Annotated in this window: 15 protein-coding genes; 2 read left to right on the forward strand and 13 right to left on the reverse strand. The window is 37.1% G+C overall.

Going from position 1 to position 14,251, the window contains the following annotated elements:
- Window positions 1-151: 151 nt before the first annotated feature.
- A complete protein-coding gene (locus FCI53_RS13310; protein WP_138419563.1) occupies window positions 152-826 on the reverse strand; it encodes a FadR/GntR family transcriptional regulator in 675 nt (224 codons plus the stop codon).
- Between the two features lie 104 nt (window positions 827-930).
- Entirely contained in the window at window positions 931-1,989 is a 1,059-nt protein-coding gene (locus tag FCI53_RS13315) for a homocysteine S-methyltransferase family protein (RefSeq protein ID WP_171038175.1), read from the reverse strand.
- Window positions 1,990-2,433: 444 nt separating this feature from the next.
- On the opposite strand from FCI53_RS13315, the gene FCI53_RS13320 reads away from it, so the two are divergent.
- Both FCI53_RS13320 and FCI53_RS13325 read left to right on the forward strand, forming a co-directional pair.
- Window positions 2,434-2,640: a hypothetical protein gene (locus tag FCI53_RS13320; RefSeq protein WP_138419564.1), complete on the forward strand. Its 207-nt coding sequence runs from the start codon at window positions 2,434-2,436 to the stop codon at window positions 2,638-2,640.
- A gap of 18 nt (window positions 2,641-2,658) precedes the next feature.
- A complete protein-coding gene (locus FCI53_RS13325) occupies window positions 2,659-3,087 on the forward strand; it encodes a phosphatase PAP2 family protein (RefSeq protein WP_138419565.1) in 429 nt (142 codons plus the stop codon).
- A 77-nt stretch (window positions 3,088-3,164) separates the two neighbouring features.
- On the opposite strand, the gene FCI53_RS13330 is transcribed toward FCI53_RS13325, so the two are convergent.
- The 11 genes from FCI53_RS13330 to FCI53_RS13380 all read right to left on the reverse strand — a co-directional run bounded on the left by FCI53_RS13330 (window position 3,165) and on the right by FCI53_RS13380 (window position 14,187).
- Window positions 3,165-3,395, reverse strand: a complete 231-nt coding sequence (locus FCI53_RS13330) for a hypothetical protein (RefSeq protein ID WP_138419566.1) — start codon at window positions 3,393-3,395, stop codon at window positions 3,165-3,167.
- 548 nt (window positions 3,396-3,943) lie between these two features.
- On the reverse strand, window positions 3,944-5,377 hold the full coding sequence (locus FCI53_RS13335) for a bifunctional 2-methylcitrate dehydratase/aconitate hydratase (protein WP_138419567.1): 1,434 nt from the start codon (window positions 5,375-5,377) through the stop codon (window positions 3,944-3,946).
- Entirely contained in the window at window positions 5,364-6,284 is a 921-nt protein-coding gene (gene prpB / locus FCI53_RS13340) for a methylisocitrate lyase (RefSeq protein WP_138419568.1), read from the reverse strand. Before prpB ends, FCI53_RS13335 begins: the two co-directional genes overlap by 14 nt.
- Window positions 6,285-6,297: 13 nt before the next feature.
- Window positions 6,298-7,665 (reverse strand): SLC13 family permease, encoded by a 1,368-nt coding sequence (locus FCI53_RS13345; RefSeq protein WP_138419569.1) that lies wholly within the window; start codon window positions 7,663-7,665, stop codon window positions 6,298-6,300.
- Window positions 7,666-7,696: 31 nt separating this feature from the next.
- Entirely contained in the window at window positions 7,697-9,196 is a 1,500-nt protein-coding gene (locus FCI53_RS13350; RefSeq protein WP_138419570.1) for a tripartite tricarboxylate transporter permease, read from the reverse strand.
- Window positions 9,197-9,210: 14 nt separating this feature from the next.
- The gene (locus tag FCI53_RS13355) at window positions 9,211-9,654 is read right to left on the reverse strand and encodes a tripartite tricarboxylate transporter TctB family protein (RefSeq protein WP_138419571.1); all 444 of its coding nucleotides are present in this window, start codon (window positions 9,652-9,654) and stop codon (window positions 9,211-9,213) included.
- A gap of 61 nt (window positions 9,655-9,715) precedes the next feature.
- Entirely contained in the window at window positions 9,716-10,696 is a 981-nt protein-coding gene (locus FCI53_RS13360; RefSeq protein ID WP_138419572.1) for a tripartite tricarboxylate transporter substrate-binding protein, read from the reverse strand.
- A 100-nt stretch (window positions 10,697-10,796) separates the two neighbouring features.
- On the reverse strand, window positions 10,797-11,498 hold the full coding sequence (locus tag FCI53_RS13365; protein WP_138419573.1) for a response regulator: 702 nt from the start codon (window positions 11,496-11,498) through the stop codon (window positions 10,797-10,799).
- Window positions 11,491-13,095: an ATP-binding protein gene (locus tag FCI53_RS13370; RefSeq protein ID WP_138419574.1), complete on the reverse strand. Its 1,605-nt coding sequence runs from the start codon at window positions 13,093-13,095 to the stop codon at window positions 11,491-11,493. Before FCI53_RS13370 ends, FCI53_RS13365 begins: the two co-directional genes overlap by 8 nt.
- 340 nt (window positions 13,096-13,435) lie before the next feature.
- Window positions 13,436-13,651, reverse strand: a complete 216-nt coding sequence (locus tag FCI53_RS13375) for a stage VI sporulation protein F (RefSeq protein ID WP_138419575.1) — start codon at window positions 13,649-13,651, stop codon at window positions 13,436-13,438.
- Window positions 13,652-13,944: 293 nt separating this feature from the next.
- Complete coding sequence (locus tag FCI53_RS13380) at window positions 13,945-14,187, reverse strand: stage VI sporulation protein F (RefSeq protein ID WP_138419576.1); 243 nt, start codon at window positions 14,185-14,187, stop codon at window positions 13,945-13,947.
- Between the last annotated feature and the right edge of the window lie 64 nt (window positions 14,188-14,251).

Below are 14,251 nucleotides of genomic sequence, written 5' to 3' on the forward strand. Positions count from 1 at the left end.
AACACTCAATCAAATTCAGTGACATTGGGCAATTTCATCAAAGTTAATTCGGATTTCCCATCAACTACGACACAAAAAATAACAAACTTACTAAAACAGCCATACAAAAAAAGGACATCCTGGATTATCCAAGACGTCCTATCGCATTACATTATTCTATACCTAATTCTTCCATCGCATGCAAAATGTGAATCTTCATCGCACTTCTTGCACCTTCTGGATTTCGACTTTTCATAAATTCCATAATCATTTGGTGATCTGTGATGGTATCTTTGACCGCTAATTCTTTTTTATTCGATAAAATCACACCCTTATCAATTGCTTGATAAAGGACAGGCATTAATTTTTCCATAAATTCATTATGGGTAGCCTTTACGATCGATTGGTGAAATTTTTGTTCTACTTCAGTCCGATCCTGATTATGGTTAATTTTTTGTTCGATTTGCATTCCATAATCTAGAATGCGTGCTAATTCATCATCACTTGCTCGAATTGTTGCATAATATGCCGCTTCTGGTTCAAAGATTAACCGCATTTCATACAAATCCTTGGCATTCACCTTGGCATCGGCAAGCGTATCAAAAGATTCCATAATACTTAAATCAATATCTTCTTTCACAAATGTCCCTTTACCGCGTTTAATTTCTAATACCCCTTGCACAACCAATGTCCTGATTGCTTCACGTAATGTTGTTCTACTAATTTCAAGTTCCTCTGATAACTCATTTTCATTTGGAAGCTTATCACCCGGGAGAAACCTTTTTTCAATCGCAATCATCGACATGATGTCGTCTGCCACACTATCCGATAACCTTTTTTGAATCATATCTACTCCATCCACCCTATTTTCTTTTCAGTATAGCATATCAAACATGCCTGTCACTTCCAATACTTCGAACAGAAGGGAGAGACAGGCACTGCCTTTAATGTTTATGCTTTTGTGCGATAGTCTAGATTATGATTCTTCAACGTTTTGTCCTTGCCGAATAAGAAGTGCTTCTCCATATTTGGTGAATATTTAGAGTTAATTGTTTCGTTTCCTGTCGCTTCGGCTACTGCTCTAATCATGGCAGGTGATGCGCCACAACAAAGCCCGATATATTGAACACCACTATTTTGTGCTTGTTTGGCCCACTCCGCTAACTCATATCGATTATGGTAAAGCGGATCTAACGATGTTGGGAACGTTGTTTCAGTCGGAAGAGAACAACTACATCCTCCATCAGGTAAGTTAAAGAATGTAGGGTGTTCTTCAGTGGTTCGATATGGAATTGGTAATCCACCAACAAAACCTTCTACCTCTTGTGTAATTCTTTCTAGATATGGCTGCATCGTATCCGGACCACGGAAACAGTTCATGCCAACGACTAACGCCCCTTTTTCCGAAAGAATTTTACAAGATTCTTCTACCGTATAGCCATCTCGCAATATATTCTCGCCCATCAGTCCTAATGTAATAACTGCTGGCAATTCTTGTTTTTGAATTTCTTCTAATGCAATAACCGCCTCTTCGTGGTAATAAAAGGTTTCACCGTTTATAAAATCTACGCCTTCCTCTTTACACCACTTTATCATCTCCGCAAACATTCCTCTTACTTTTTCCTTTGCTGCAGGGTCTTCAGGGTCAAAAATGTTCGTATTCGAAATGTTTCCTGCGACTAGCGCTTCCTCTATAGGGTGTTCTTTTGCTACTTCCTTCGCCAAACGGATGGCACTTCGATTTAATGGCTCAAGTAGATGTTCTTTACCGATAATTCTCATTTTTTCACGGTGGGCATTATAGGTGAATGCTAACACAACATCTGACCCAGCATTCATAAAATCTCGATAGGTTTGTTTTAAAACATCCGGGTGTTCCAAAGCTACTTCCGGTACGAAAGATCCTGCTTGTAAATACCCTCTACGTTCCATTTCAAACAGATAACCTTCCCCAACAATGACAGTGCCTTCTTTTAACCTTTGTTCCAAACTTCTTTTTCCCACTACCATCAAACCCTCTCCCTTTTGTCTTTAATGTAAGATTAGTGTAGCATCGCAAAAGCCGTATAGGATAACACCTAAAATCTATTGCTTGCCATAGCTTTAAACTATACCGGGACACGGGGACAGGGCACTTGTCCCATTTGTTTTGTATACGCACACTAAATGCGTAGGATATTTCTATTACTTTTTCAAATTCCGTTAGAAGGGAGAGAACCACCCTTCTACTTCCGCACATCACAACATGAATCCTCGAGATCTTCCAATCATATAGTTACAGATAGTGAATACACATATGTACTTCCCTCTCTTTAACTACTTGTCAGCATTAGCCACTTTTTCATTTCTATATGCACGTGCCTTATTCAAATCGCACCTATCATGAATAGATTACTAGTAAGACAAGTCAACATGTTCTGAGGGAACTTTGTTTTCACATAAGGAGGGGAAGCATTGAACAGACAATTCAAGAATAAAACCACCCTTTCTCCTATAGTTGGAATAGGGTTGGTTATCTTATTTTCGTTTCTATTTATTTGGATTGGTGAAAACCTTCTATTGGAATTCATAGTTAAACTCGATACTATGACCATTGAATTTTTCCAAACCATTCAGTCAAACTTTTTAGACCAATGGATGCTTTTCATCACCCAATTCTGATCAGTAGGGTTGATAGGCATGTTATCACTGTTTATTCTGTTATTGCTCTGGTACAGGGGAAGTAGTTCATGGGAAATCACCTCATTTGTTATGACCGTTGGGGCTGGAGGCATACTATTATTCCTATTAAAAGAGTTTTATGTAAGGGAAAGACCTATGTTTCATCCATTTATTGATGTAGGTGGCTATAGTTTTCCTAGTGGCCATGCAACGGGAGCTGTTTTGTTATATGGGGTTATCATTTATTCGTTCAGGCAGAATCGACCATCGCCATTTCAAAAGTGGAGCTTCACCATTGTGGTAGGAATTTTCATTTTTTTGATTGGAATTAGCAGAATTTACTTGGGCGTCCATTTTCCTACCGATGTCCTCGCTGGCTATTTTGCTGGGTTGGCATGGTTGATTGCTTGTATATTGCCTTTGGAATGGAAAAAACGACGGAGTTAAAAAGATACCTGGTACGATTCGTTGACAGTTGTCCATACGACGTACCAGGTACCTTCTAAGAAGGGAAAAAAAACGCATTAATTCTTATCGTTATTTTCATCATCACGATCATTTGGTTTTTCTAATAGTTTCATAGTTATCACTGTAATAAATACTAATCCACTAATGATGCCAAGAACTAAAAAGATCGTAGTCCCCGTTTGATTTGGCGGAACAGTATTTGCGCTGATCATATAACCTACAATTGAAAAACTAATAGCAAAAGCAGAAAAAGTAATCATTAGTTTTATAATTACATACTTTAACATTTTTATCACCTCTTCGTCTGTTAGAACCGATACCTAGTAGAAGCACGGAGGGGAATTTGAATAGTAGTATTTTCATAGATTGCTGTCTATCATAACCTGAATTTAACATAACAGTTGAAGCTGTAAAAATCGAATGAATCCTTTTTATTCTACCTACAATTTGTAAATAATTAAAGTAACTATAATTAAAATAAAGGAGTTGGATCAAGATGAATCAAAAAAAATTTTCATAGGGAGTTTTATAGAGAAATAATAACTACTGTTATAGAGGCATTTAGCACTCGCGGGAACTGAACAAGGTATCGATTTAAAAATATAATTTAAAATTGCACTGAGATAGAATATCAGAAATATGCTTATACAAGCTTATAATGGTGCATACACGACTTGGTTTTGAACAACATAAATGTATCAAACAAAAGAAAGCACGGTGATTCCCGTGCTTCCTTTTTCAATGAATTTGAAGACCACCCAACTTTTCTACAAATAGTCCCTTTTTGACCTATAATCGACCACTTCCTATTGTGCTTGGCTCGAATTCCCCAATACTACTTCTCCCATAAATCCACAAAATTGTTTACTTCTATATCAAGAAATCCGTCAAAATCAGTAAAGGCTTCTTTAATATTCTCTTGTTGCTCTTCATTTAACTGAGTCGATACATTATACTCAAATTTTTCATGCAATAATGGTCTACCTTCCTCACGCCGGAAACGATGACCAAGCGGATATCTCTTTTCAAGCTGTTCTGTGGAAGTCCCATCACTGAAGCTAACTTGGACAGCATTGGCAATAGAACGTTTAGAAGGATCCAAATATTCTTGAGAATAATTTTTATCTTCTATCACCGTCATTTTTGCTCGAACTTGATCAATCAATGGATTGTTTGCGATCTTGTCTTCATAATGATCTGCTGTAATGTCACCATAGATTAAACCAACCGCTACAATATACTGTAAACAATGGTCACGATCTGCTGGGTTGTTAAGAGGCCCTTCTTTATCAATAATTCGCTTTGCTGATTCATGCGTGTAGATAACAATTTCCTCTATATCTTCTAATCGCTTTTTAACTTGATGATGTAATTCAATGGCACATTCAGCAGCAGTCTGTGCATGAAATTCAGCTGGGTATGAAATCTTAAATAAAATATTTTTCATAACATAATCTTCAAGTGGTTGGGCTAATGTAATAGACCTTCCACGCATTAATACATCCTCAAAACCCCATTGTTCTGCACTCAATGCAGTAGGATAGCCCATTTCATCGCGTAACGCCAAAAACGCCAACCAAACACCACGACTGGTTGCATCGCCTGCTGCCCATGATTTACGCGAACCGGCATTCGGAGAGTGACGGTATGTTCTTAAAGTAGAGTTATCAATCCAAGCATTGGATATTGCATTCATAATCTGTTCTTTTGTTCCACCTAACATTTTTGTTGCTACTGCAGCAGTAGCAATCTTAACAAATAGCACGTGGTCTAACCCTTCACGATTCAAGCTATTTTCTAACGCTAGAATACCTTGTATTTCATGCGTCATAATTAACGATTTGGCAATATCCTTCATCGTTAATGGGCGTTTTCCATCTCTAGCATTCTTCCGGCTTATATAATCTGCGACCATTAACACCCCACCAAGATTATCAGAAGGATGCCCCCATTCCTGCGCTAACCAACAATCATTATAATCCAACCACCGAATCATCGTCCCAAAATTAAATGAAGCTTGCACTGGATCCAAATAATAATCCGTACCAGGTACTTGACTACCTATGTCAACGGATGTCGGCACTACTGGGCCAAGTAACTTTGTACATGCTTGATAGTTCAACGACAACATCGCACACCCCATACTATCCATGATCACATCTTTTGCAACCGCCATCGATTCATTATCCCCTACATCTTCACGCAAAACATATTCTGCGATTGCTTCTATAACTGAATCAAAATTATGTCGATTGTTAGCTGTCAACATCATCACTCCCAGACAGTACCGTTTTAGCAATGCTTTGATCTAACGCTTCATAGTCAGCAAGGCGAATCGTTTCATACAACTCTTCTCTTGTCTGCATCCGCTCTAATACATCTTTTTGTGTGCCTTTATGAAAAATTTCTGAGAACGCTAATTCATAAGCTTTGGCCGCTACACGCATGGATGTCACCGGATAAATGACCATGTCATATCCCATTTCTTGGAACTCTAGGGCTGTATAATAAGGGGTTTTCCCAAACTCTGTCATATTGGCTAGCAGAGGCACCTCAATCGCCTGATTGAATCGTTTAAAGTCCGTTTCATTCGTGATTGCTTCTGGAAAAATAACATCAGCACCTGCCTCTTGGTAGGCTTTTGCTCGATTGATGGCAGCATCCAACCCTTCCACACTATGAGCATCAGTACGTGCCACTAAAATTAAGGTTGGCGCTGCTCTTTTAACCATCTTTATTTTCTCTACCATCTCCTCTTTCGTTACCAGTTGCTTGCCATTCAGATGCCCACACTTTTTTGGGATTTTTTGGTCTTCCATTTGTATGGCCGCCACTTTCGCTTCAACCATCTCGTGGACCGTACGAGCTACATTTAGCGGGCCGCCGAATCCATTGTCAACATCAACCAATATTGGCAAATTAGTTGCACGAACAATTTCATTTGCTCGTTCAGCCACCTCAGTAGAGTGTAATAACCCAAGATCTGGTATGCCTTTACTCGCTGTTAAGGCACCACCAGATAAATACAATGCCGAGAAGCCAACTTGTTGAGCTATCAATCCAGCCATAGGATCATGCGTACCCATTATTTTTAAAATAGATTGGTCTCTAACTGCTTGCATAAATTGTTCGGCTAACTCTTCCTGCGTTTGTTGCTTCGATACTAACCATGTCATGGTCACACCCTCCTCATAGAATCCAATTCCAATACAAAAAGATCGATGCGAAAATAATACAGAGCCAAACGACCATCGCGACTAATCCAACACGAAATAAATCTTGAATTTTAAAGTATCTAAACGAATAACTAATCAAATGAACAGGGGATTGTGTGATTAATAAAAATCCAGGTACCCCTGCTAGATAGATACCCATCGCTAATACTAAAGGAGAAAAATTTAATTGCTCTCCAAACGTAATCGCTAGTGGTAACATAATGGTTAAGAAACCTAGCACATTAACAAATACAATACGAACGATACTTGTTATAACAATTAAACCAATTACAATATATACTTGATTAAAATTTTCACTATTTTGCACCAGGAAACGGGTTGCTGTATCTAACGCTCCTGTATCAATTAACATATTGGATAGCATTAATGTGGCCGCGAAGAAAATCATCATATCCCAGTTTATTCCTTTTTTAGCATCTTCCCATTTCATTACACCAATGTAAGGCAAACAAACAAACGTTGCACCTAGGAGACCAATTAACTGGAGTGGTTGATGATGAAGAGGCTGAATCAACCATAAAAAAATCGTACTTCCAATTATAATCGCCATTCGAATTTCTCGCGGCTTCCATTTACCATTCTGTTCAATTTTTTCATCAATTAGCTTTTTTATTAGACGATAATCTACTTGCTCTACTGGAAACACTTTTAAAAAAAGTCCCCATAGTAATAATACAAATAGAAGAATTGGTACACCTAGATATAAAATCCACGTAAAATAATTAATCGTTTCAGAAACGGAAGAAAACATACCAAATGCATAAATCGTCGAACTCGCCCCTGTCGGTACAAAAGCAGCAGAAATGGCACTAACATATGCAATACCAATAAACAAGGATTTACCAATATGATCCACATCATGAATCGTTTTCAAATTTTTCATTAAATCATCTAAAATGGACCCGACAAGTTGCCCCTTGCCAATATTAGATGGTACAAAAAGAGTTAGAACAAATTCCATCAAAAAGGAGACAAAAATTAAAATCTTCCCCGAACCTTTCGCTAGACTTAATATTTTCAAAGAAACTCGACTTGCTAATCCTGTTTCAATAAACGCATACGACAATATGAACGTTGAAAATAATAACCAAACAAGACTAGAACCAAAGTAACTTAATGTTTCATCATACGTAAAAAAATGAAAGGATAAAATCAAAATTAAAATCAATGAACTAAAAGCTAGAGGGAACACTCTACCAATCCATAACAATTGAATGACCAGGAGTGCTCCCAATGCTTGTAGTTGTATATCCCAATTGGGTATGAAAAAAAATCCATACAGAAGGATTGCGATAATGAATAATACACGTTGTTTTGTCATATCATGACCGCCTTATAAGCACATCACCTGTTTAAGCAGATTTGTTCGCTCGCTTTTTTTGTATTGCTGAAAGGATGAACGGATATGAAACGGATAACACCGTTAGAATCAATAAGACAATCGTCACCGGTGATGCAAAAAGAATCGAACTTAAGTTATCGTGTGCAACTAAACTCTTTCTGAAATTCTGTTCCATATCTGAACCAACAATGACAGCCAAAATTAGTGGAGCTATCGGAAATTTCAACAACTTCATAAATAAGCCGAATATTCCAAAAATAACAAGTACGTAAAAGTCAATGATACTATAACTTAATGTATACGTACCGATAAACGCTAACACTAAAATCAATGGATATAAAATACGTGGTGGTGTGCTTAAAATTTTTACTAACAATCCAATCAGCAGAACATTAATTGCGACTAAAAGGATATTTCCGAGAAACATGCTATTAACTAATGTCCATACCATTTCTGGACTTTCTTCAAACAATAATGGGCCAGGGCGCATGCCTAACATGATGACAGCTCCCAAAATAACTGCAGTTGTACCAGAACCTGGAATCCCCATGGTTAATAACGGAATAAATGAACCAACAGAAGCTGCGTTATTAGAAGACTCTGGTGCTGCCACACCTTCAACTGCCCCTTTACCAAATTCTTCTGGGTGTTTCGAAAGCTGTCTTTCCGTTGTATAACTTAACATCGATGCGATAGAGCCACCTGCACCAGGTAATACACCAATTAAAAATCCAATCGGACCGTTACGGATAATTGGCCATTTTGATCGTTTCCATTGTTCTCGAGTAATGCCTATTTTCCCAAGTTTATTCTTATTTTGTAATCGATCAAGGTTTAAGTAATTATATAAAACCTCTCCCACTGCATACACACCAATAATTACAACTAAAAAATCGATGCCTTCGCTTAACTGAGGGATCCCGAAAGTAAAACGATGAACCCCTGTTTGTAAATCTATCCCAACTGTACTTAACATCAAACCAATCGACATTGCAATAAAACCTTTAACCATATTTCCTTTAGACAATGAAACAATAGCCGATAACGTAAACAAAAAGAGCATAAAATACTCTGCAGGACCAAACCTTAAAGCAAAGGATGCTAATGGTTTCGCTAACAAAATAAAACCGATTATAGCAAAAATGCCACCAATTAGCGAAGCAATGGCTGATATAGTTAATGCTTGCCCTGCTTGACCATTTCTGGTCATTGGATAACCATCAAAAGTAGCAGCAATCGCAGAGCCATCACCAGGAGTATTGAGTAATATCGAACTTCGAGACCCTCCGTACATGGCACCGTAGTAAATGGCAGCCATTAAGATCAGAGCACTGGTTGGGTCCATACCAAACGTGATTGGAATCAATACCGCAACTGCGGTGGCTGGACCGAGGCCCGGTAACATCCCTACAACGGTACCTAGAAAACCACCAATTAAAACCCATAAGATGTTCATTGGATGAAATGCAGTCGTAAGCCCTTCTATGAAATATTGCAAATCTACACCCATTAACATTCACCTCCCTAAGGTAAACTTACATTAAGTAATTCAGCGAAAGAATACCATGTAATTATTGAGAAAATAACTGAGATTAATAGATTTTGTAGCCATTTCTCTCTACCATTCACAACAAACAATAAACCACCAAGAAAAATGATTGTCGAAAACAAGAAGCCAATTCGTTCAAATAGAAAAGCATAAATGAAAATTAGTACTAAACTTGATACAATTAAAAGCGGTGTTCTACCTTGTACCAACCCTCTAAGTTCCTCCATTGCTTCCGAGCGCTTCTTCCATTCTTGAATAAAATATATAATACTCATGATTAATAGAAAGATGCCAACAACAGCAGGAAAATAAAGAGGACCATTAGGATCGCCAACGCGAGATTTTGTCATATTCAATGTAAAAAATAAAAATCCAACACTTAAAGCCAGAGAAACAAGAGGCATAGCCAAGCGTATCATTGCAATTCCCCCTATAATAATGGGATAAATCCACTAAGGTGTGGATTTATCCTTTAAATATTTAGTCCGTTAATCCAGCATCTCTAAGTAATTCTTCATAATTTGCTGTTTGTTCTTCTAAAAATGCTTCAGCTTCCTCACTATCTTTATAAAATGCTTGCCATTCATTATTTTCTAGAATATCTTGCCAAGCTTCTGTTTCTACCAATTCACTTATCCTATCATCCCAATAAGCAATTTCTTCCTCTGTCATGTCTGGAGGACCCATAACACCACGCCAATGAGGAAATACCATGTCAATACCTTGTTCTTTCCATGTTTCAACTTCTTCTAACCCTTCAATAGGTTCTTCAGAGCCAGTAGCCACTATTTTTAATTTATCTGCTTCATGTTGTTCCTTCGCCTCAGATACAGACATCGTTGCAACATCCACATGATCACCTAGAAGTGCTGTCACAACATCTCCACCGCTATCATAAATCATAAATTCAAGTTGGGTTACATCAACACCGTGTTCCTTTGCTGCTTGCACAAATGCTAAATGGTCATTATTACCAAGGCTTGGAGCAACAGCAATTTTTAATGAAGTAGGATCCTCTTTTAATTTATCCATAATATCTATACCTGAATCAAACTCAGAATCCGGTGCAACCGCTACTGAAATCCATTCTGTGGTTAAAATCCCTAGTGGAGTGAAGTCTTCATATGTCAAATCACTTTGCCCTAACAAATTGTTAGTAATTAAAAGACTTGAGTTAATCGAAAAGTGGTGTGCATCTTGATCCATTAAGTATTGCCATCCTACTTCACCACCACCACCTGGTTTGTTAACAACATTCATATTCTCCTCAATGATATTTTCATCAGAAAATAATTTTTGCATTGCTCTAGCTGTACCATCCCATCCACCACCTGGAGATGCTGGTGCTACAATTTCAATATCCGTTGTTGGGAATTCCTCTGTCTGGTTCGAACTGCTTGATGAACAAGCAACAAGTGTTGTAGCTACAATAATAAACATTGCCAATAATACTTTTTTCATAAACATAACCCCTCTTTCTTTTAGTAGTTACAAATTCACTATAGTGCAAATATTCCATCTTGTAACCGTTTTCAAAATAAATCACAAAAAGAACAAAAAATTAATTTTGTTCTTTTTGTTCACACAATTCGTTAGCATAATATTTCCTCTCCGGCCTCCCAATCACCCCATACTCTTGTTCTACACGCACATATTTCTTGGATACCAAATATTCCAAATATCTTCGTGCAGTAGTTCGTGATGAACCAATATTTTGTCCCATTTCATCTGATGACCAAGGACCTTTATATTGATCCAGTTGGCGCTTCACTTTTTCTAATGTAATTTTATCGATCCCTTTTGGTAGTGCTTCAACAGTTTGTATTTGAGATCCCTGGGATGAAAATAATTTATCTATTAAATAATGGTCAATTTCATTATATCCTTCTAACAATCGCTTTCTTTCCCGGTATTGTTCAAATACATCTTTAAAACGTTCAAATGACGCTGGTTTAATCACATAATTTACAACCCCCTTCTTCAAGCTATCCTCCAATAAATCTATTTCTGTAGCCGCTGTAATCATAACAATATCTAACTTTGGGGTCACCTCTCGCAATTGTTTAATAAGATCTGTCCCTAAAATATCCGGCAGATAAATATCTAAAAGAAGTAGATCGGCTTCCACTTCTTTAACCATTTGTAAAGTTTCCTTTCCATTCGTTGATTTACCTACCACTTTTACACCCTGAATCTTTTGTAGAAATCCTTCATGAATGTTTGCTACTCGGAAGTCATCTTCAGCAATAATCACTTTAATCATTAGACATACCCCCTTGTGTTTTTGGAATGATTACAGAAAAGGTGGTTCCATACTCACTAGTGTCAATTTCAATACTTCCATTTAATGAATTGATAGACTCTTTTACATTAAATAACCCAAATCCCCGTTTTTCACCTACATTACCTTTCGTTGAAAAACCACGTTCGAATAAACGTTCAATATCCCCTTTTAACCCTTTGCCATTATCCGTGATTTCAAAAATAATATCATTTCCGTAATCCAAAGCGAAGAACGTCACATTTCGATTTTCTCGACACATCACTGCATCAAATGCATTGTCTATCAAATTGCCAATGATTGTAATGATATGTGTAACCTCAATATGTTGAGGTAGCTCCTCTAGTGAACTATTTGAGTCCACCAAAAAATGAACCTTCTTTTCTGATGCCTTACTGATTTTTCCTAACAACACGGCTTGTACTTTGGGATCTTGTATTTGTTCAAATATAAGGCGATTTTTTCGTTCTATCGTGTTCAACTCTTCTTTTACCAATTCATGTACTTCATCATATCTACCCAACTGTATTAACCCTGAGATCACATGCATCTTATTGGAGAACTCATGGGTTTGTGCTCGTAAGTTATCCGAATACTCCTTTACTTCAGATAATGTAGATAACATTTCAGTAATCTGCGTTTTGTCTCGTAATGTTGCAACGATTCCTACAAAAGTGTCTTCCTTAATAATAGGAACTAAATTCATAATAATATCTCGGTGGTTTAAATTCATTTCTTTATTGATAATCGTTTTACGACCTTTTTTTATTTTTTCTACATCAAATTGAGGCAAAATCGATTCTATCCTTTGCGATTTATATTCACCCGACAGATCTAACAATTTCTTTGCTGAGTTGTTCATTAAAGTGATCCGACCTTTTTCATCTGTAGCAATAACTCCTTCACTAATCGAAGCTAAGATCGAAGAACGTGAGCGGTATAAGGTGGCGATCTCTCGTGGTTCTAATCCCATCGTCTCCTTTCGTATATGCCTTGCCAATAAAAAACTCAGCAGTATACCTAAAATAAAAATAAATAAAGCAAAGTAAAAAATACTTTTTAACCGTTCAACTATCTCCTTATTAATCTCCTCTTTTAAATAGCCAACCGATACAACACCGATAATCTGTTCCTCATTCGAATAGACAGGAGATTTTCCAACCATCGCCGGCCCAATAAATTCATCAGATTCTACCGTATAGTAACCACCGAATACTACCGCCATATAGCCATCATCAAAGGGGAATTTTTTCCCTATCACCTCATTGTTAGGATGATAAACAACCCTTCCTTCTTTATTTTGAATAACAGCAAACATTCCGTTCTTTTTACTGCTGTACTGGTTTACAAGCAGTTGCAATCGCTTACTATCTATTTGAAAAATAGCCTCTTCAACTTCTGGATTAAAAGCCAATGTTTTGGATGTTTGTAAACTTAAATTCTCTCTACTAGTATAGACTTGTTGAATATCAAAATAAGCAAAGACTCCTAATAATAGAATAATTAATGACAGCATGATACCAGTTACTAGACCTGTAATTTTCGTCTGTAATGATACATATAAAAGTTTTCTTAACAAAGTACCACATACTTTCAGAGAGTTTATTACTATAATAAAATTTTGACATATTTATAGTGATTAATAAAAGACCAATGATTCTATTTTTCTTAACTAATTGACTCTATTTGTCTATTCTAAGTGAAAGTTCAAACTTATTTTCGATTAATAATTATTTCTATCTTCAGTCAATAATCCCCTCCCATAAAAATGACTTTTTTCATCATTCAATTAGTTCTAGAGTCAGGCGTCAGGTTTTGTCCACCTGTTCCAGCACTATTCTCTTCAGCAATCAAATAGGAAGATGATACTGTCGTGACCACCATAAAAGGAACCCGGACACGTGCGCCCGTGCCCCGGTTCATCTATGATCACGTCGTTTTTCTAAAATTTTTCTGGCAATCCTTTCTTCTGTTTGTCTTGGTAGTCGTTTTCCAATCAATTTACCTCCGTGTTTTACTACTTGCCTAGCCGTGTATTCATCATGAATTCCACCTTTAAATGAATTGGCAAGTTTAGAGGCGCGTCTCATATCAATTCCTGTTTTCTTTTCGATTTGTCTAAATAGATCCGTCATTGTTATTTCCCCCTTACTATAAGTAAAAATTCCATCAGGGAGGGTCCATCATTTCCTTCCGATGGTTAATATTACAAGAGGATGACCTGGAGGGCCTTGCACGAATTGCGATTTTATGAACATTTTCCTCCACTTATCTTTCATGAGTTTTCTCGGAATGTTGAAGTGGGGGACAGGGTTGCTACTACCCACGCCACTTTTGCTCCTTCTGCAGTAGTAAAATCTATTCCTAACGAAAATGAACTCGCTCACTTAAACAGAACTGGGACAAATGCCCTGTCCCCGTGTCCCAGTTATTTCAACATTCGTTTTACTGCTGATTCGTTTACTTTGTTGTTCATTAGCATGTTTACAATCATGTCTTCTGTTTCTTTTGGGACTCTTTTACCTGCTAATTTTCCTACTTGTTTCACTAATTGTCTTGCTGTTCTTTCATCTTGCAAATTCTTTCCATTATATGCACTGGCTAGTTTGGCAGCTCTATTTATATCTACACCTGTTTTCTTTTCAACTTTTTTAAACATATCTTCATTCATTGTTATCCCTCCTTTCTTTACTACTTTATGTACAATCTCTCGTAAAGTTTGGATGGATAACTAG

It is taken from the genome of Aquibacillus sediminis (assembly GCF_005870085.1).
In the GTDB taxonomy this organism is placed as follows: Bacteria; Bacillota; Bacilli; order Bacillales; family Amphibacillaceae; genus Aquibacillus_E; species Aquibacillus_E sediminis.